Source organism: Saccharibacillus sp. WB 17, from assembly GCF_008634075.2.
GTDB lineage: Bacteria > Bacillota > Bacilli > Paenibacillales > Paenibacillaceae > Saccharibacillus > Saccharibacillus brassicae.
Genome location: NZ_VPFK02000045.1, coordinates 21,585 through 38,548, shown reverse-complemented (window position 1 = coordinate 38,548; position 16,964 = coordinate 21,585). Strand labels below are relative to the sequence as shown.

16 protein-coding genes are annotated in these 16,964 nt (G+C 58.5%); 5 read left to right on the top strand and 11 right to left on the bottom strand.

Annotation, left to right across the window (positions count from 1 at the left end; genetic code table 11):
• Nucleotides 1–107 precede the first annotated feature (107 nt).
• The 6 genes from FTE24_RS20550 to FTE24_RS20525 form a co-directional block, all read right to left on the bottom strand.
• Nucleotides 108–995 carry a hypothetical protein gene (locus FTE24_RS20550; protein WP_237401871.1) on the bottom strand — a complete coding sequence of 296 codons (888 nt, stop codon included), beginning with the start codon at nucleotides 993–995 and terminating at the stop codon, nucleotides 108–110.
• The gene (locus FTE24_RS20545; RefSeq protein ID WP_150231184.1) at nucleotides 982–2,019 is read right to left on the bottom strand and encodes a M42 family metallopeptidase; all 1,038 of its coding nucleotides are present in this window, start codon (nucleotides 2,017–2,019) and stop codon (nucleotides 982–984) included. The genes FTE24_RS20550 and FTE24_RS20545 overlap by 14 nt, the downstream gene beginning before the upstream one ends.
• Before the next feature lie 235 nt (nucleotides 2,020–2,254).
• A complete protein-coding gene (locus FTE24_RS20540) occupies nucleotides 2,255–2,662 on the bottom strand; it encodes a LapA family protein (RefSeq protein ID WP_150231182.1) in 408 nt (135 codons plus the stop codon).
• An 82-nt stretch (nucleotides 2,663–2,744) separates the two neighbouring features.
• Entirely contained in the window at nucleotides 2,745–4,547 is a 1,803-nt protein-coding gene (gene pepF / locus FTE24_RS20535) for an oligoendopeptidase F (protein ID WP_150231180.1), read from the bottom strand.
• A gap of 87 nt (nucleotides 4,548–4,634) precedes the next feature.
• Entirely contained in the window at nucleotides 4,635–4,814 is a 180-nt protein-coding gene (locus tag FTE24_RS20530; RefSeq protein WP_141449209.1) for a hypothetical protein, read from the bottom strand.
• Nucleotides 4,815–4,820: 6 nt separating this feature from the next.
• Nucleotides 4,821–5,054 carry a hypothetical protein gene (locus FTE24_RS20525; RefSeq protein ID WP_150231178.1) on the bottom strand — a complete coding sequence of 78 codons (234 nt, stop codon included), beginning with the start codon at nucleotides 5,052–5,054 and terminating at the stop codon, nucleotides 4,821–4,823.
• Between the two features lie 199 nt (nucleotides 5,055–5,253).
• Here FTE24_RS20525 and FTE24_RS20520 point away from each other — a divergent pair, with 199 nt between their 5' ends.
• Nucleotides 5,254–5,451 (top strand): cold shock domain-containing protein, encoded by a 198-nt coding sequence (locus FTE24_RS20520; RefSeq protein WP_018975236.1) that lies wholly within the window; start codon nucleotides 5,254–5,256, stop codon nucleotides 5,449–5,451.
• A 115-nt stretch (nucleotides 5,452–5,566) separates the two neighbouring features.
• Here the strand turns inward: FTE24_RS20520 and FTE24_RS20515 are convergent, their stop codons facing one another.
• On the bottom strand, nucleotides 5,567–6,880 hold the full coding sequence (locus FTE24_RS20515; protein WP_150231176.1) for a multi antimicrobial extrusion protein MatE: 1,314 nt from the start codon (nucleotides 6,878–6,880) through the stop codon (nucleotides 5,567–5,569).
• A gap of 398 nt (nucleotides 6,881–7,278) precedes the next feature.
• Here FTE24_RS20515 and FTE24_RS20510 point away from each other — a divergent pair, with 398 nt between their 5' ends.
• From FTE24_RS20510 to FTE24_RS20500, 3 genes are all read left to right on the top strand, one after another.
• Nucleotides 7,279–8,361: a tetraprenyl-beta-curcumene synthase family protein gene (locus FTE24_RS20510; RefSeq protein ID WP_415663152.1), complete on the top strand. Its 1,083-nt coding sequence runs from the start codon at nucleotides 7,279–7,281 to the stop codon at nucleotides 8,359–8,361.
• A 15-nt stretch (nucleotides 8,362–8,376) separates the two neighbouring features.
• Nucleotides 8,377–9,348: a 6-phosphofructokinase gene (gene pfkA, locus FTE24_RS20505; protein ID WP_150231172.1), complete on the top strand. Its 972-nt coding sequence runs from the start codon at nucleotides 8,377–8,379 to the stop codon at nucleotides 9,346–9,348.
• Between the two features lie 147 nt (nucleotides 9,349–9,495).
• Nucleotides 9,496–10,359 (top strand): DUF72 domain-containing protein, encoded by an 864-nt coding sequence (locus FTE24_RS20500; RefSeq protein ID WP_150231170.1) that lies wholly within the window; start codon nucleotides 9,496–9,498, stop codon nucleotides 10,357–10,359.
• A 167-nt stretch (nucleotides 10,360–10,526) separates the two neighbouring features.
• On the opposite strand, the gene FTE24_RS20495 is transcribed toward FTE24_RS20500, so the two are convergent.
• The 4 genes from FTE24_RS20495 to FTE24_RS20480 all read right to left on the bottom strand — a co-directional run bounded on the left by FTE24_RS20495 (nucleotide 10,527) and on the right by FTE24_RS20480 (nucleotide 14,952).
• Nucleotides 10,527–11,900, bottom strand: a complete 1,374-nt coding sequence (locus FTE24_RS20495) for an MATE family efflux transporter (RefSeq protein WP_150231168.1) — start codon at nucleotides 11,898–11,900, stop codon at nucleotides 10,527–10,529.
• A gap of 141 nt (nucleotides 11,901–12,041) precedes the next feature.
• Nucleotides 12,042–13,244, bottom strand: coding sequence for a putative glycoside hydrolase (locus FTE24_RS20490; protein WP_141449216.1), 1,203 nt, complete (start codon nucleotides 13,242–13,244; stop codon nucleotides 12,042–12,044).
• Between the two features lie 259 nt (nucleotides 13,245–13,503).
• The gene (locus FTE24_RS20485; RefSeq protein ID WP_141450535.1) at nucleotides 13,504–13,698 is read right to left on the bottom strand and encodes a hypothetical protein; all 195 of its coding nucleotides are present in this window, start codon (nucleotides 13,696–13,698) and stop codon (nucleotides 13,504–13,506) included.
• Between the two features lie 438 nt (nucleotides 13,699–14,136).
• Entirely contained in the window at nucleotides 14,137–14,952 is an 816-nt protein-coding gene (locus tag FTE24_RS20480) for a YitT family protein (RefSeq protein ID WP_141450536.1), read from the bottom strand.
• Between the two features lie 424 nt (nucleotides 14,953–15,376).
• Here FTE24_RS20480 and FTE24_RS20475 point away from each other — a divergent pair, with 424 nt between their 5' ends.
• Nucleotides 15,377–16,960, top strand: coding sequence for a DEAD/DEAH box helicase (locus FTE24_RS20475; protein WP_150231166.1), 1,584 nt, complete (start codon nucleotides 15,377–15,379; stop codon nucleotides 16,958–16,960).
• Nucleotides 16,961–16,964 lie beyond the last annotated feature (4 nt).

Here is a 16,964-nt window from a genome sequence, read left to right as displayed (position 1 = left end):
CTCTTGATGTATCCCGCGAAAATCGATTCACGACAAAAAACCTTCACTCCGCCCGCGGCGGCAGTGAAGGTTTTTTTGGATAGCAGCTTTCCCGGATGCCGCGCAGCTTACTTCTCCGCCGACACCGCGATCATCTGCACGACCATCCGTCCGTCGCCCGGCAGCAGGACTTCGTCCGCGTTCATCTGCGAAGAACCGTCGCCGTCAAGGAAGATGCCTTCGCGTCCTTCGCCGGGAACGCCCGCCAGCAGCGCCCTCCGGAAATCCGCGGCTGTGCTGGGCTCCGGCGTCACGGCCAGCCACAGCTGCCCGGCGTCGTTATAGACGAGCGCGGAGCGCAGGCGTGGATCATCGGCAAAAGGCAGATGTTCCCGCGCGCTCTGCCCGGCCCAGCGGTCTTCGTCCGCGAGGTTCAAGCTGACGCCGCCCTGGGCGAAATAGTCGCCGCGGTCGCTGACCGCAAGCTCGTCCGCCGACGAGACCACCTGCACCGAGAACGCCCGCTTCGCGCCGTCCCAGACAAGCGTGCCCCGGGCGTATTTGGCGTTGAACCAGCCCGAGCCGTAAGCGCCGCGGCCGCCGTGTACCGGCTGGTCGTCCGTGACGGCGATCGAGAGCAGCGACTCTTCGTAAAAGAAACCGCCGTTGATCCCGTAAGCCGGAATCTGCTTGAGCGGAAGGTTGTCCGCGCGCAGCACGATGTCATCCGGCGACACGGCCAGCATATGCAGCTTGGGCAGTCCGGGCGCGCCGGCTTCCGCGTACGTATAACGCTTAGGCAGGCCGTCGAAGACGTGCGGCGGCTTCGCGGCGGGAGCGAGCCGCAGCCAGACGGCAGCGGCAGCCGACAAAGCAAGCAGCACAAGCAGCGTGAAGATCACGCGGCGGCGCAGTCTGCGGCGGTCTCCGGCACCCGGAGCGTGCAGATCCGTATTGGCGCGTGCCTCGTTCCCGCGTTCCCCGCGGGGCCCTTCTGCGTCGTTACGCCCGGACATACGCGCACAGCAGGCGCGCCGTGCCGATGACGGCGCGCGTATGCGTGCGCTCCATCGAGTGCGAAGCATGCACGCCCGGCCCGATCAGGGCGGCGCGGATATTGCTGCCGCCGCGCAGGGCGGCCGAAGCATCGGAGCCGTAGAACGGATAAATATCGACGGCGTGTTCGATCTGCTGCGCTTCGCACAGTTCGATCAGTTTGCCGGTCATGTGGTAATCGTACGGACCGGACGAGTCTTTGGCGCAGATCGAGACGTCGGTCTCTTTGCACGTCAGGTCGTCGCCCATGCAGCCCATGTCGACAGCGATCAGCTCGGCGATATCCGACGGGATATAGGCGGTGCCGTGGCCGACTTCCTCATAGTTGGAGATGAGGATCTTGACGCTGCGCTTCGGCTTCCAGCCTTCGCGCTTGGCGGACTCCAGCAGGCCGAACAGAGCCGCGACGCTCGCTTTGTCGTCGAGGTGGCGGGACTTGATATAGCCGCTCTCCGTCACGACGGCGCGCGCTTCGAACGAGATGTAATCGCCGGTGCGAATGCCAAGCGCTTCGACGTCTGCGCGCGAAGAGACGAGTTCGTCGATCCGCACTTCCATATGTTCTTCCGAACGCTTGAAGTCGCGGGCGTCGGCGTAGACGTGCACCGAAGGATGCTGGGTGAGGATCGTACCGGTATAGGTACGGCCGCCGCGCGTATGGATGACGCAGTATTCGTTCTCGATACTGGACATGGCGAAGCCGCCGAGCGACGTGAGCTTCAGCGTGCCGTGCGGCGTGATCGAGCGGACCATGGCGCCGAGCGTGTCCACGTGGCCGCTCAGGCCGACGGTGTAGTCGTCGTCTTCGCCTTCCATACTGATGATCGCGCCGCCTTTTTCGTTAAAGGTGACCGGGAACCCGAGACTTTCCGCTTCTTCGCGGATCAGGTCGATGATGTGATGGGTGTAGCCGGTCGGGCTCGGGGTGTCGAGCAGCTTTTTGAGCAGGGTGACTACGTATTGTTCGTCGATATGTACCGTCATGATAGACAGACCTCCAATAAGGATAAGATAGGTTGAGGATAAAAGAGGGTCGGGATAAAAAAAGCGCGGCGGCCCGGCGAATGACCGCGCACGGCCGCCGCTGCATAAGCAAGAAGAAAACCGCTCCCTGTAAAGGGCGGCGGTTTTCGGTTTGATGCGCTTCAACTCCGGATCCGATTACGGATCGAAGGTCATGTCCGGCGGCCTGCCCGGCAGCCCGGGAATCGTCCGCGGCTTACAGCTTGTTCAGCTTGTCCGAACGGAAACCGCGGGATTCGGGCTCGCGGTCCAGATCGCCCGAGATCGGCTCAAGCGGAGTCGGGTCCGCCGATACGGTCGGTTCGTTGTAAGCCGGCGGCGACATCGAAGAAACGACGGAAGGAACCGCCGGCTGCGTGCGCAGCTGTTCGTTCTCCAGACGGAGCTTCTTCACTTCGCGCTGCGTCTTGAACAGGCGGTATACGCCGAACATTCCGACCGCAAGTCCGCCGAACAGGGCGCTGCCGAGAATGAGCAGGACCAACGGCACGTCCGCATAACCGAACAGGAAGTTGACTTCCGCCGGGTTGACGTTAATGACCGCGAAGACGGCCACGATGACCGCGAAGATCAGCATCAAAATCAAAGACCATTGAGCTTTCATGATTGAGTAAGTCCCCTTTCGCTACGTTGCTTATTAGCATCATTAGCCGAAAGGAGGCGCTTTGACGCAGGAAGCTTTGCCCTTATTCGGACAGCTGTTCCATTTGCTCGATCAGCGCTTCGAATACGCTCATCGCTTCGCGTACCGGCTCGCGGGACGACATGTCCACGCCGGCTTTTTGCAGGATGTTGATCGAATAATCGCTGCCGCCGCTTTTGAGGAAGCTCAGGTAGCGTTCGACCGCCGGCGCGCCTTCGTCGAGAATCTGCTTGGAGAAGCTCGTCGCGGCGGAGAAGCCGGTCGCGTATTTGTATACGTAGAAGCTGTTGTAGAAATGGGGGATACGCGCCCATTCCATCTCGATATCGCGGTCGACGACCATGTCCGGGCCGTGGTACTGCACGTTCAGGTCGTAATAGATGCTCGAGAGATCCTGCGGCGTCAGCGATTCTCCGGCTTCCGTGCGCGCGTGGATGATCTTCTCGAACTCGGCGAACATCGTCTGGCGGAACACGGTCGTGCGGAACTGATCGGCGTAATACGTCAGCAGATACATTTTTTCTTTGGGATCGGTCGCTTTTTTGAGCAGGTAATCCATCAGCAGCGCTTCGTTGGTCGTCGAGGCCACTTCGGCCAGGAAGATCGTGTACTGCGCGTCGCGGTACGTCTGCGTATTGTCCGAATAATACGAGTGCAGCGCGTGTCCCATCTCGTGGGCCAGCGTGAACATGCTGTTCAGGTTGTCCTTGTGGTTGAGCAGCACGTAAGGATGCACGCCGTAAGCACCGGACGAATACGCGCCGGTCCGCTTGCCTTCGTTTTCGTAGATGTCGATCCAGCCTTCCTTGAAGCTGTTCTCCAGCACTTGAAGGTAATCGGCGCCGAGCGGCTGCAGGCCGTCGATGACGGTCTGTTTGGCTTCGTCGTACGTGATGTCCATTTTGAACTCGTCCACGAGCGGAGCGAACAGATCGTACATATGCAGCTCGTCCACGCCCATGAGCTTTTTGCGCAGCCGCATGTAGCGGTGCAGAATCGGCAGGCTTTCGTGGATCGAATCGACCAGATTGTCGTAGACGGACACCGGAACGTTGTCGCCGTACAGCTTCATTTCAAGCACGGACGGATATTTGCGCGCGCGGGCGTAGAACATATTCTTGTTCACGTTGGCCGTCAGCGAAGCGCCGATCGTGTTCTTGAGCTTGGCGTACGTGCCGTATACGGCCTGGAAAGCCCGGCGGCGCACATCGGCGTTCGCGCTCTCCAGAAATTGAATGTAGCTGCCGTGCGTCAGTTCGACTTCGCTGCCGTGCTCGTCTTCGATGTTCGGGAACTTGAGATCGGCGTTGTTGAGCATGCCGAAAATGTTCTGCGGCGCCTGCGACAGATTGCCGACCTGCGCGAGCAGCGCTTCTTCGGCGCCCGACAGGACATGCGCTTTTTCCCGCTTCATCTCCTGCAGCGTGAACCGGTAAGCCTTGAGCGATTCGTCGTCGATCAGACGGTCGAGTTCCGCGTCGTCGAGCGACAGAATCTCCGGCGTGATGAACGACATCGCTTCGCCGGCGTCGACCAGCAGCTTGCGGCCTTTTTGCGTCAGCGCCTGATACGTCGGGTTGGCGGTATCCTGGTCATGGTACAGATGCGTGTACACATAGAGCTGTTCCAGCTTCAGCGAGACTTCGTCTTCGAACTTGAAGCAGGCGCCGATATTCGAGGCATCGCTCAATTTGCCGCGGAATTCCTCGAACTTTTTCAACTGCGTCTTGGTCTCTTCGTAAGTATCGTCCCAGGCTTGCTGATCGGCGAACAGATCGGTCAGCTTCCATTGATGGTCGGGAGACACTTCGCTTCGTTTCGGCAGTGTTTTGGGCGTTGTACTCATTGTGTGGACCTCCTCGGGATCGGCAATCGGAATACGGAACGGGAAATCGGAAAAAGGCTCGGGACAAATCGCAGCAAAAAGGCCCGGTTAGGAGCCCATGCTGAACAGCGTATAAGCCGTCAGGACGAAAGAAATCAACAGCATGACGGCTGCCGCGGTCGCAAGGCCGCGCTTCAGCTTCGGGGGAATCGTGTCTTTATAAAAAACGACGACGCCGCCCAGCAGCAGGGTCAGGATCAGTAGAGCGGCGATATTGGTCGTGTTCATGCAAGTTTACACGGCCTTGAGGGCGTCGATGATGCTCTGGCGCTCTTCGTCGCTGCCTTCGAACTTTTCCGGGTTGAAGCGGCGCTCCGCCCAGTCCATCATGGCCGGACGGCTCAGGAACTTGTGCGTTTCTTCGCCCCATTGGTCGGAAATTTCGCGCAGGACGAGCTGGCGGCCGTGTACTTCGACCGTCATCATGTTCCAGTTGTCGGTTTTGTAAATAGTATACTTTTTGATCATGTTAACCATTCCTCGTTTCGAATCGTTTCTGAGCGAAATTCTGTCCAAATCTAACGTTTCCTATCTAAAATCATACCCTACCCGTCAAGGCAAAAGCAACGCCTTATAGAGGGGTGAGTTTTCAATTGCCAAAGTTTTTGGCTTGCAGTATAATAACGATACTCACCACAGATGGTGATATTTTTAGGAGGTTGTTCACTTGAAAGGTACAGTTAAATGGTTTAACGCAGAAAAAGGTTATGGTTTCCTTTCCGTAGAAGGCGGCGAAGACGTATTCGTACACTTCTCGGCAATCCAGGGCGACGGATTCAAGACGCTTGACGAAGGTCAAGAAGTCGAATTCGAAATCACCGACGGCAACCGCGGACCGCAAGCAGCTAACGTAATCAAACTGTAAGAATTTTTCTTACCCGATTTGATAACATAGCACACCCAGGCACAGCTCCTACACGGGGTTGTGCCTTTTTGCATGGGTAGCCAAGTGTGCGCAAGCTTGGCTTGCCGGGGCGGCTTCACGTCTTCGGTCCATCGAGTCTCGGCTCGCGTCCGATCCGGCGCAGGACGAGGAAGACGATGACGGCTTCGGCCAGCAGTCCGAGCGACTGGGCGAGCGCGCCGATCATGCCGTTCCAATGCGGGACGAGCGCGACGAGCAGCAGCAGCAGCGCGATCGTGCAGATCGCGTTGGCCAGCTGCGAGCGCAGCATGACTTTGGTCTGCCCGCCGAGCAGGATCAGGCCGTTGCCGTAGTCGAGCCACGGCATGACGAGCGGATACAGAATGAACGCCCGCAGCGTGCGCAGGCTTTCTTCGAGCAGGATGCCGTCGACGTTCATGACGTGCCCGAACACCCAGTAGCCGAGCGGCGTGTAGGCGATCGTTGCTACCAGCGCGAACGGAATAAAGCCGATCGCCAGCGAGAACTTGCGCACCATGACCGGATCGATCCGGTAATAATTGAGGACGATCTGGTGGATGTACATGAAGAAGCTGAGCATCAGCTGCATCAGGCTGCCGGCGACGGCGAACGAAGAAATGGCGAGCGCGACCCCGTCCGTTTTGCCGAGCATGATGTTGAGCGCGGGACCGATAAACATGGCGACAAACGACGAGTACAGCAGCGGTTTGTAGAACCGGAACACGTCGCCGCGCGTCTCGACCGTATGCCCTTCTTTTTTGACCGGCATGCGCCTTGCGATATTGCGTCCTTCGAGGAAGCTGACGGTCGCCTCGATGATCATGCCGAACAGGAAGATGACCGCGCCGACGACCCCGCTGCCGACGCCCGCGACGTGGACGAAGTACAGCGACATGAGATACATGCCCGCGAGACGGATAATCATGCCGATCGTCAGCCATTTGGTGCGGTTGTTCGTGATGATGATGCCCTGGTAGATGTTGCGGATGACCGAGAAGACACTCACGAACATCAGCACGCCGTACACGGCAAGCACGCTCGGCAGCAGCTCGCGGTCGACGCCGAACAGAATGCCGAAGATGCCGTGGCCGACCGGCGTGTAGGCGATGACGAGACCGATCAGCATAACGCAGACGAGAAACACATAAGTGACGAACGTCAGCGCCTTGAACGAGACTTTGTCGCGCACGAGCGCCGAACAGGTCTGTCTCAGCAGGGTGGACGGGCGCTCTGTGATGGCAAGCAGGCTGCCGGCCAGCGCGTAGCTGGCGATGACCGTCTCCGGCGAATCGGACGAAGCCAGCGTGCGGTTGATGATGACGTGCGACAGCGTGACGAGCGAAGCGGATAGGCCCAGCGGCACGAAAAACAGCAGCAGCCGCTTCCAGGAGAGCGGAACTTCGGACATAATAAGACTCCTTTCCCGAAAAATGTTCAATTTTCAGTATAGCATGACCCAAATCGTTTGCACGGGGCGACCGAAAAGTTTCCGAAAATTGAACGTTTTGGGCGGCAGTCGGCGGCCAATAAGGAAACAAGACGTGAGAGCATGCACTTTTTACAGAAAAAACGCTGAAAAAAGACCGGAATATGACGAAGGTTATTTGTACAAAGCCGACCCCTCATATTATAATGGTAGTGAATTTGGGTGCGGCGTAGGCACAAATGACCAATCGGCGGACGCTTTCCCCGAACGCGGCTTGTCCGCGTTGGACGGAAAGACGCATAACCGGAAAAAAGCAACACAAGAAGCCGATAAGTTTGCGAATGCGCCATAGACTTAAGACTGGCATTTGGAGGTACGCTTTGAATCGACTCAGAACCGCTCGCAACGTTCCAGAAAATCCCGTCAGCCTGATGCGCCTCGTGTATCGAACCGTCCTTCCGGACGTTCGGACTTCGCTCGGCGGCTGGAGAGACCGGGCGCAGACCATTCCCGACCCCGAATTGCGCACGCAGGCGCTGGCGAGTATCGCCGACAAGGAATTCCATTGTCAGGGCGGCTCGGTGTACGCGGCCATCAATGTGGACCGAAAAGACGTGCTTATTCCGCTGATCGTGGCGCTTCAGACCATCAGCGATTATCTCGACAATCTGTGCGATCGGAGTACGTCGCTCGACCCGGAAGATTTTCGTCTTTTACATAAGTCCATGCTGGATGCGGTCGATCCGTCCGCGCAGCCGGAAAATTATTACCGGTTCCGCGACGAGCAGGAAGACGGAGGATACCTGAACGCGCTGGTCACCACCTGCCAGGACAACATCCGGCAGCTGCCCGGTTACGTTCATGCCCAGCCTTATGTGCGCCGCCTCGTCGGCTTGTACGGAGACCTGCAGGTCTACAAGCATATCTCGCACGAGCTGCGCGAACCGTCGCTGACCGCCTGGAGAGCGGAACACGCCGATCTTGCGCCCGATCTGTACTGGAACGAATTCGCCGCCGCGACCGGGTCGACGCTCGGCATGTTTATGCTGTTCGCCGGAGCGAGCCGCGACGATTTCGATGCGCAAGACGCAAGAACCGTGTACGAAGCCTATTTTCCTTACGTGTGCGGTCTTCATATCATGCTCGATTATTTGATCGACCAGGAAGAAGACCGCGTCGGAGGCGACCTGAATTTTTGCAATTATTACGAGAGCGGGGAAGCGATGCTGCTGCGCGTCGAAGAGATCGTGAACAACGCGCGCCGCGACGTGCAGAAGCTTCCGCATGCCGCTTTCCACCGCATGGTCATCGAAGGACTGCTCGCGCTGTACTTGTCCGATCCCAAAGTCAGCCAGCAGAAGGATGTGCGAACCGTGTCTAAACGGTTGATGAAAAGAAGTCCGCTCATGCGTACGTTCTTTTTCGCCAACAGTGTATGGATCCGCAAACATAAGCAGGACTAACAAGGAGGATGCAACATGTCAGCAGTAAAAAAGATTGCCGTTTTGACCAGCGGAGGGGACTCCCAGGGGATGAACGCCGCGCTTCGCGCCGTCGTGCGCAGCGCCCTGTACCACGGAATCGAAATTTTCGGCATTCAGCGCGGCTATCAGGGCCTGCTCAATAACGATATTTTCTCGATGGATCTCCGCAGCGTCGGCGATATTATCCAACGCGGCGGCACCGTGCTGCAATCGGCCCGCTCCAAAGAATTCTATACCGAAGAAGGCCAGCGCAAAGGCGCCGAGATTTTGCGCAGCTACGGCATCGACGGCCTGGTCGTCATCGGCGGCGACGGCTCGTACCACGGCGCGAACAAGCTGAGCAAGCTCGGCATCAATACGATGGGCCTGCCGGGCACGATCGACAACGATATTTCCTTCACCGACTACACGATCGGTTTCGATACGGCGGTCGGCGTCGTCGTGGACGCGATCAACAAACTGCGCGACACGATGTCTTCGCACGAACGGGCTTCCGTCGTGGAAGTTATGGGCCGCCACTGCGGCGATATCGCGCTGCACGCGGGCCTCGCGTCGGGCGCGGAGACGATCCTCGTGCCGGAAGTGCCGTACGACCTGGGCGAAGTGGCCCAGCGCATGACGCACAACTTCGCCATGGGCAAACGCCACAGTATTATCGTGGTAGCCGAAGGCGCGGGCAAAGGCGACGATATCGCCAAGGAACTGTCGCAGCATTCCAAGCAGATCGACGCGCGCGTGACCGTGCTCGGCCATATCCAGCGCGGCGGCACGCCGACTCCGTTCGACCGCAACCTGGCCAGCCGCCTCGGCGATTTCGCCGTACGCTCGCTGATCCGCGGCGAAAGCGACAAAGCCTGCGGCCTTATCAAGGGCGAGCTGACGCTGACCGACATCGACAAGGTCGTCAACACGAAAAACGATTTCGATCACGAGATGTACGAACTGGCGCTGCGTTTGTCGCAGTAACCGGACCGTATGGGGCGGAGCGGTACGCTCCCGCAGATCGGCATAAGCCTTCGCATGGAATCGGCAGCGTCGTCTGCCCGCTTCCGCCGCGGAGGTTTATTTGTGCCTGGGAAGCGGGTAAGGAGGAAGCAAAAGGAGGTGCGGCGGATGATTACGATCGGGCTGACCGGTTGGGGCGACCACGATTCGATCTATACGACCCGCGAAGCGGGCAAGCAGAAGCTCGTGACGTACGGCAAACTGTTCCGGACGGTCGAGGTGGACAGTATGTTCTACGCTATTCAATCCAAGCGCAATATGGAAAAGTGGACGGCGGAGACGCCGGCCGATTTTCGCTTCGTCGTCAAAGCGTTCCAGGGGATGACCGGGCATTCGCGCGGCAAAATTCCGTTCGACAGCGAAGACGAGATGTACGAAGCGTTCCGGCTGTCGATCGGGACGTTCGAACAAACGGGCAAGCTGACGGCGGTGCTGTTCCAGTTCCCGCCCTGGTTCGACTGCTCGAAAGAGAACGTGGCCAAGCTGCGGGAGATCCGGGCGAGAATGGACGACGTGCCGTGCGCGCTGGAATTCCGGCACCAGAGCTGGTTCCAGCCGGTTATGCGGGAGCGCACGCTGAAGTTCATGCGCGAAGAACGCTGGATTCACAGCGTGTGCGACGAGCCGCAGGCCGGCACCGGTTCGGTGCCGATCGTCGAACAGGCGACGGACGACAGTCTGACGCTCGTGCGCATGCACGGGCGCAACGCATCCGGCTGGCAGTCGGCCAACCAGCCGAACTGGCGGGAAGTGCGGTATTTGTACCGCTACGACGCGGAGGAACTCCGGGAATGGGCGGAGCGGCTGCGGCGGCTGGAACAGCAGTCGAAAGAAGTGATCGTCGTGTTCAACAACAACTCCGGCGGAGACGCCGCGGGCAACGCCCGGGAGCTGATGGGTCTGCTCGGCCAGGACGTGCCGAAGCTGCCCGGCGAAGACGAGCCGCAGCAGTTGGACCTGTTCGAGTTCTGAACAGGAGGCGCGGAGCGGAAGCCGCGCTTCGAATCGCCGATCGAGTCACCGCTCGAATATAACGAAAAGCCGTTTCCCGGCGCCGCAGGCAGCGGCGGGGAAACGGCTTTTCGGTGTGCGCGGAAGCAGGGAGCGGCGCAGCCCGCAGCCGTGCAGCGGGCTTGGCTTTACGGCAGCGGCGCAGGCGATGCCGGCGGGGCGGCATGCAGCCGCTGCACTTTGAACAGGCGGGCCAGCAGCAGCGCCGCGCCGACGGCAAGCCCGGCGATCAGGCCGAGCCAGTAGCCGAACGGGCCAAACGGCGTATAGACGGCGAGTCCGTAGCCGACCGGCAGGCCGATGCCCCAGTAGGCGATCAGCGTGATGAAGAACGCGGGCGTCACGTCTTTGTAGCCGCGCAGCGCGCCCTGGATCGGCGTGGCCAGCGCGTCGGACAGCTGGAAGAAGATCGCGTAGCCGAGGAACTGGACGATCAGCGCCGTTACGGCCGGATCGGTCGAATAGATCAGCGCGACTTTGTCTGCGAACAGCAGCAGTACGATTGCGGTGACGACCGCGAGCAGCACGGCCGAAGTGATGCCGATCCAGGCGTACTGCCGGGCGTCCCGGGTTCGGCCTGCGCCTGCTTCGTAGCCGACGAGGATCGTCAGCGCCATGCAGATCGCGAGCGGAATCATGTACAGCGTCGAAGCGAAGTTGATCGCGGCGGAATGCGCGGCGACGGCGTTCGTGCCGAAGCGGTTCATGAGCAGCGTGACCGCGGCGAAGATCGACGTCTCGAAAAAGGTCGCGAACCCGATCGGAATGCCCAGCTTGAGCAGTTCGCCCTGCTTGGACCAGGAAATCGGATGCCATTTGCGGAAAAAGCCGAAGTTCGCGAACGGCTGGGCGCGGTGCAGCACGACGAGCGCGATCAGGAAAATCACCCAATAAGTGATGGCCGTAGCTACGCCCGCGCCGACGCCGCCAAGCTTCGGGAAGCCGAACTTGCCGAAGATCAACAAATAGTTGAGTACGAGCTGGACGGGCAGCGAGCAGAGCGTGATCGCCATCGACACGCGCGTCTGGCCCATCGCGTCGATGCAGCCGCGCAGCACGGTATAGCCGAACAGCGGCACGACGCCGAACGCGAGGCAGATCAGGAACTTGCGGGCCGTGTCCGCGACTTCGGCTTCGGCGTTCATGAAGCCGAGCGCGGGATCGAGCAGCAGCCCGCCGACGAGCAGCACCGCGGCCGAGAACAGCAGCGACAGCAGCAGGCCCTGGAACAGGTTGAAGCGCACGTCGCGTTCGCGTCCGCCGCCCATCAACTGGGAGACGATCGGCATGATGCCGTTCAAGACGCCGTTCAGCCCGGTCTGGATCGGAATCCACAAGCTGACGCCGATCGAGACGCCCGCCTGCGCGGCCGGACTGACGTGCCCGGTCATGCTCGTATCGAAAAAGGCCATGGCCGACAGCGCGATCTGGGTCACGAAGATCGGCAGGAATACGACGAAAAACTGCGAAAATTTTTGCTTAAATGAAGAAGTGGCATGCATGCGGTAAGCAGTTCCTTTCGGCGGGGCTGCGCGTCGCGCAGCATGCAGGCAAAAACCCGGCCATGGAAGGCCGGGCTGTCGCCGTGCATGCGTCCGCGCTCAAGCACCGCGGTCAAAGTGAAGCGGCCGCTTCGGGTCCGGTCAGTCTTTCGGGCCGTAGTTGCCGTCTTTGGTATAACGGTTGGATGCGTTCCAGAGCAGGTACTCTTCCACGCCCATATCGGCCATGGCTTTGATCTGGGCGTCCATTTCGGTCTTGCCGTACTTGGTGTAATGCCCGCTGCCGAGCCAGCTTGCCGTAAAGTCCTGAATCCACGGGCGCACGATCGGGCGCTGGGATTCGTCCTTGATCTCGTCCAGCTTCTTGAACGTGTCGACCATGGAGCCTTTGATCGTGACGTAAGGTTCTTTGTCCGGGTTCGTGGCGCCGAACCAGCCGGTCGAGTAATGGCTCGGGTAGACCATCGGCGCGATGACGTCGACGTTCTCGGAAATCTTGGTGAAATCCTGTCCGATGCCGTCCGCTGCCGGAACGGAAGCCGCGTAGCCGAAAATGTCGACCGAGACGCGGACGCCGAGCGGCGCGAGTTCTTTGCGCGCGTACTGCACGAATTCCGATACCGCTTCGGTGCGCGTCGCGTCGGTTTTCTCGTAGACGAGTTCGTCGGCGCGTTTCTCGAAGCCTTCCGCGAAGCGCACGTAGTCGAACTGGATTTCCTTGAAGCCCATCGCGGCCGCTTCTTTGGCGATATCGACGTTGTAATCCCACACTTCTTTGCTGTACGGATTGACGAAAGCGTCGCCGCCGCCGTTTTTCCATACGCCGCCGCCCGAGTTCGTGAACGAAAGTTCCGGATGTTTCTCGGCCAGGACCGTATCCTTGAACACAACGATACGGGCGATCGGGTAGACGTTATGCTTTTTGAGCTTGGCCATCAGCTCTTTGATGTCCGGGATAAACTTTTGGGCCGTGCCCATTTTCAGCAGTTCCTTGTTCTGCGTCTCGTACGTTATGTACCCCAGGTCGTCCTTGATGTCGATAACCATCGAGTTCAGGCCGGTATTGTCGAGCAGGTCGAGCAGTTCGGCCATTCGGGCTCCGCCCGCGCTGTACGCGGTAACGTAGACGCCTTTGACTTTGGGTGCGTCCGGCTGCGGATCGATTTTGACCGGCGGGTTGTTCACGTCGATGACGACGCTGTCTTTCTGCGCGGTCAAAGCGCTTTGGTTCCACGCCGATTGCACGGCGACCGTGATCGGGTTGGCGTTGATTTGTGCCGGAGGCACGGCTTCCGGGTTGTGGCTGCCTACGGTAAGAGCCAACAGGCTCCATAAGATATCCATTTTATTCTCTCCCTCGTCTGTGCGTGATTCTCGGCTGCAAGGCCGTTACCAGTATAGCCTGTTTAACAGTGGTCGAAGCAACAAATTTGTCACGAATATCAAAAAAATACACCCTGATCCTTTAACCGCACTGTCGTGCGCCGAATCCGTCCGAGCACGCAAGGGCCTTCGGAAAAAGAAGCGTCGGGCATATGTAGAGCCGCTCTTTCCCGAAGGATCAGAGCGGCTCATGGCAATCTTTTTGAAAGACCAAATGCCGTTACTGCAGCACTTCCGGCGACTGATGCTCCAGAATGCTGTGGTGAATAATGTCGAGCGCGTCTTCGGCTTCGAGAATGCCCATGCCGTCGCGAAGGACGATCACGGAATCGAGTTCCTGCTGCTTCAAAAACGCAAGCATGTCGGGGTACCATTTCATCACGATTTGTTCGAGCTTTACGGCTTCCATTTCCATAGTCGTCACCCTTTCTTTTCCGGAATCGTACGTCATTGTCTGACTCGAATACCTTAGAAAAGCAGCCATGCGCTATCTATGAAGCTGAAGCGAGAGCCTTGCAAAACCGGGATTCCGGGGAATTCCTTATACGGTACGCGTTCATTATATCACATCGAATTCCGATTCGCGAAACGGTCCTTCCCGCACTTTCCCCTACCCCAAAAAAGAAAGCGCCCGCGAGGGACGCTTTTGGGTGCACATGCGGATTCTGATGAAAAAACGAAGCGGCGCAGGTGAAGTCCAGTGAAGGAGCGAAAGCGTTCGCCTTTGAAATCGGGAAGCTTCCTCGCCTATTCAGATCCGGCTTCCCGATTTCAACGAGCGACCGGAACGGACTTCACCGCAGCCGCAGAGTTCGGTTTTGCGGATAGGACCGCCGTGAGAACCGAACCAGTGTCACACGGAGCGCTTTCGGAACGAGCCCATGACGCCTACCGTCTCCACGATATTGACGAACGCCCGCGGGTCCGCTTCCTTAATGACGCGCTTGAGCTCCGCCAGTTCGTACATCGTCGTCACCGTCATCAGCATATCCTTTTTCGTATGGGAAAAAGCGCCTTCGGCCTGAATCCGGGTTACGCCGCGTTCGATCTGAAGCAGCCGCTCAAGCAGCGCTTCCGTATCGTCCGTAATGATGAACAGCGTCACTTTGATATGGCTGATATGGATCATGTCGACCACTTTGCCGGTGATATAGATAGAGACCATCGACAGCAGCGCCAGATTCCAGTCGTTTTGCAGATAGCCCATCAGCAGGATGACGAGACCGTTCAGCGCGACGAGGATGTTGCCGACCGGAAAGTCCCGGTAGCGGGTAACGATCGAGCCGAGAATGTCGAAGCCGCCGCTTGAGCCGCCCACGCGGAACGAGATGCCCGCCCCGATGCCGACCAGCACGCCGCCGAATACCGAAGAGAGGATCGGATCGTTGGCGACCATTTTCTCGGGAATGAGCGCGACCATGATCGTGACCGCCGCAACGGACACGATGCTGAGCAGGATAAAGCGCCGCCCGAGCAGGAACCAGCCGGCGACCAGCATCGGGATGTTGTAGACGAAGTAGAGCACGCCGATGCTGATCGGCGTAAAGTAGCCCGTCAGCATCGACAATCCCGATACGCCGCCGCTGAGCAGCTGATGCGGAATGAGGAACAGGTTGAAGCCGGCCGAGATCAGCAGGGCGCCGATCACGATCGTAAAAATATGACCCATGCGAATAAACAAAACCACCACTCCTGAAAAACAGTATGAAAAAACCTATTATAAATGAAAACCGTGAAAAAATGTGACAATCCTTTGAAAGGTTTACTGGCTTTTTGATAGTCGCTTATGTTATAATGATTTAGATGTTCTTGAGTAGAACTTTCTCGTTTCCGTAATAACCGTTACAGGCAGAGCGGAAGAAGCGCGAGTAAAAGGTTAAACGGTATATAATAAAGCTTCGGCTTTTCGGCTTCGGCTTTGAAGAAGCTCCTCCCTTGGCCAAGTGTTGTGGTACAGAGAACTTGGCGTTAACAGCATATGAGGAACCCTTCGGTTATCGATCGGTTGCGGCTACTTAAGAATACAGAATCCAGAAGCGGCTTGTCCACAGATAAAGTGGCAGTTCGCCCCTAATAAAAGGAGCATGAATCTATTGGCAAATTTTGCAGACTTCGATTTGGAACCAAAGGTATTACAGGCAATTACGGAAATGGGCTTTGAAGAAGCGACACCGATCCAGTCGCAGGCGATTCCAATCGCCCTGAGCGGAAGCGACATGATCGGACAGGCGCAGACCGGTACAGGCAAGACGGCGGCATTCGGCATTCCGATGATCAGCAAGATCGCTCGCGAAGAAGAGAAGATCTCGGCTCTGATCATGGCACCTACCCGCGAACTCGCGATTCAGGTTGCCGACGAAATCGAGAAGCTCGCACGCTTCAAGGGACTTCGTTCCCTCGCCATCTACGGCGGACAAGACATCGTGCGCCAGATCCGCGCTCTCAAAAGAAAGCCGCAGATCATTATCGGTACGCCGGGACGTCTGCTTGACCATATCAACCGCAAAACGATCAAGCTCGACGACGTTCACACGGTTATATTGGACGAAGCGGACGAAATGCTGGACATGGGCTTCATGGAAGACATTCAGTCCATCCTGAAGCTCGTTCCGGAAGAGCGTCAAACGCTGCTGTTCTCGGCAACGATGCCGGCCAACATCAAGCGCCTGGCCGAGCAGTTCCTGAGAAACCCGCAGCACGTATCGGTCATTCCGAAGCAGCTTAGCATCCCGCTGATCGAGCAGGCTTACATCGAAGTGCCGGAACGTCAAAAGTTCGAAGCACTGACTCGCCTGATCGACATGGAATCGCCGGAACTTGCGATCCTGTTCGGACGCACGAAGCGCCGGGTCGACGAGCTGGCAGAAGCGCTGCAAAAGCGCGGCTATTCGGCTGACGGTCTCCACGGCGACTTGTCGCAGAACCAGCGCGACGCGGTTATGCGCAAATTCCGCGACGGCAGCATCGAAGTGCTCGTAGCGACCGACGTTGCGGCACGCGGCCTCGACGTATCGGGCGTCACGCACGTAATCAACTTCGACCTTCCGCAGGATCCTGAAAGCTACGTTCACCGGATCGGCCGTACGGGCCGTGCAGGCAAAGAAGGCAAAGCGTGGTCGTTCGTAACGCCTCGCGAGCTGGATCACCTGAACTTCATCGAGCGCGTTACGCGCCACAAAATCGCTCGCAAACCGCTCCCGACCATGAGCGAAGCGATCGAAGGCAAACAACGCATCCTGGCCGAGCGCCTGCTCGAAGTGGTACAGGACGGCGAACTGAACGAATACAAAGCGATCGCGATCCAAATGCTGGAGCAGTACGACTCCGTTAACCTGCTGTCGGCGGCGATGAAGCTGATGACCGGGGAGAAAAAAGATTCGAAGATCGAATTGACGCCGGAAGATCCGGTTCGCGCAAAACGTCGCAAGCCTTCGGGCAGCTACGGCGGCGCGCGCAGCGGCGGCGGTTACAAAGGCAGCGGCGGCGGTGGCTATAAAGGCGGCAGCAGCAGCGGCGGCCGTACAGGCGGTTACCAAGGACGCAGCAGCAGCGGCGGCGGCGGTTACAAAGGTTCGAAAGAAGGCGGCGGCTACCAGGGACGCAGCAGCAGCAGCAGCAAACCTTCGTACCAGGGCCAAAGCGACCGTCCAAGCCCAAAACGCGATTTCGATAACTAAGAAC

What these genes read in the sequence shown, in the direction of transcription:
- FTE24_RS20490 (WP_141449216.1), bottom strand. Translation starts at nt 13,244, where the DNA reads ATGGATATCTTATGGAGCCTGTTGGCTCTTACCGTAGGCAGCCACAAC.
- FTE24_RS20495 (WP_150231168.1), bottom strand. Translation starts at nt 11,900, where the DNA reads ATGCATGCCACTTCTTCATTTAAGCAAAAATTTTCGCAGTTTTTCGTC.
- FTE24_RS20540 (WP_150231182.1), bottom strand. Translation starts at nt 2,662, where the DNA reads ATGAAAGCTCAATGGTCTTTGATTTTGATGCTGATCTTCGCGGTCATC.
- pepF (WP_150231180.1), bottom strand. Translation starts at nt 4,547, where the DNA reads ATGAGTACAACGCCCAAAACACTGCCGAAACGAAGCGAAGTGTCTCCC.
- FTE24_RS20515 (WP_150231176.1), bottom strand. Translation starts at nt 6,880, where the DNA reads ATGTCCGAAGTTCCGCTCTCCTGGAAGCGGCTGCTGCTGTTTTTCGTG.
- FTE24_RS20500 (WP_150231170.1), top strand. Translation starts at nt 9,496, where the DNA reads ATGATTACGATCGGGCTGACCGGTTGGGGCGACCACGATTCGATCTAT.
- FTE24_RS20550 (WP_237401871.1), bottom strand. Translation starts at nt 995, where the DNA reads ATGTCCGGGCGTAACGACGCAGAAGGGCCCCGCGGGGAACGCGGGAAC.
- FTE24_RS20525 (WP_150231178.1), bottom strand. Translation starts at nt 5,054, where the DNA reads ATGATCAAAAAGTATACTATTTACAAAACCGACAACTGGAACATGATG.
- FTE24_RS20530 (WP_141449209.1), bottom strand. Translation starts at nt 4,814, where the DNA reads ATGAACACGACCAATATCGCCGCTCTACTGATCCTGACCCTGCTGCTG.
- FTE24_RS20545 (WP_150231184.1), bottom strand. Translation starts at nt 2,019, where the DNA reads ATGACGGTACATATCGACGAACAATACGTAGTCACCCTGCTCAAAAAG.
- FTE24_RS20485 (WP_141450535.1), bottom strand. Translation starts at nt 13,698, where the DNA reads ATGGAAATGGAAGCCGTAAAGCTCGAACAAATCGTGATGAAATGGTAC.
- FTE24_RS20480 (WP_141450536.1), bottom strand. Translation starts at nt 14,952, where the DNA reads ATGGGTCATATTTTTACGATCGTGATCGGCGCCCTGCTGATCTCGGCC.
- pfkA (WP_150231172.1), top strand. Translation starts at nt 8,377, where the DNA reads ATGTCAGCAGTAAAAAAGATTGCCGTTTTGACCAGCGGAGGGGACTCC.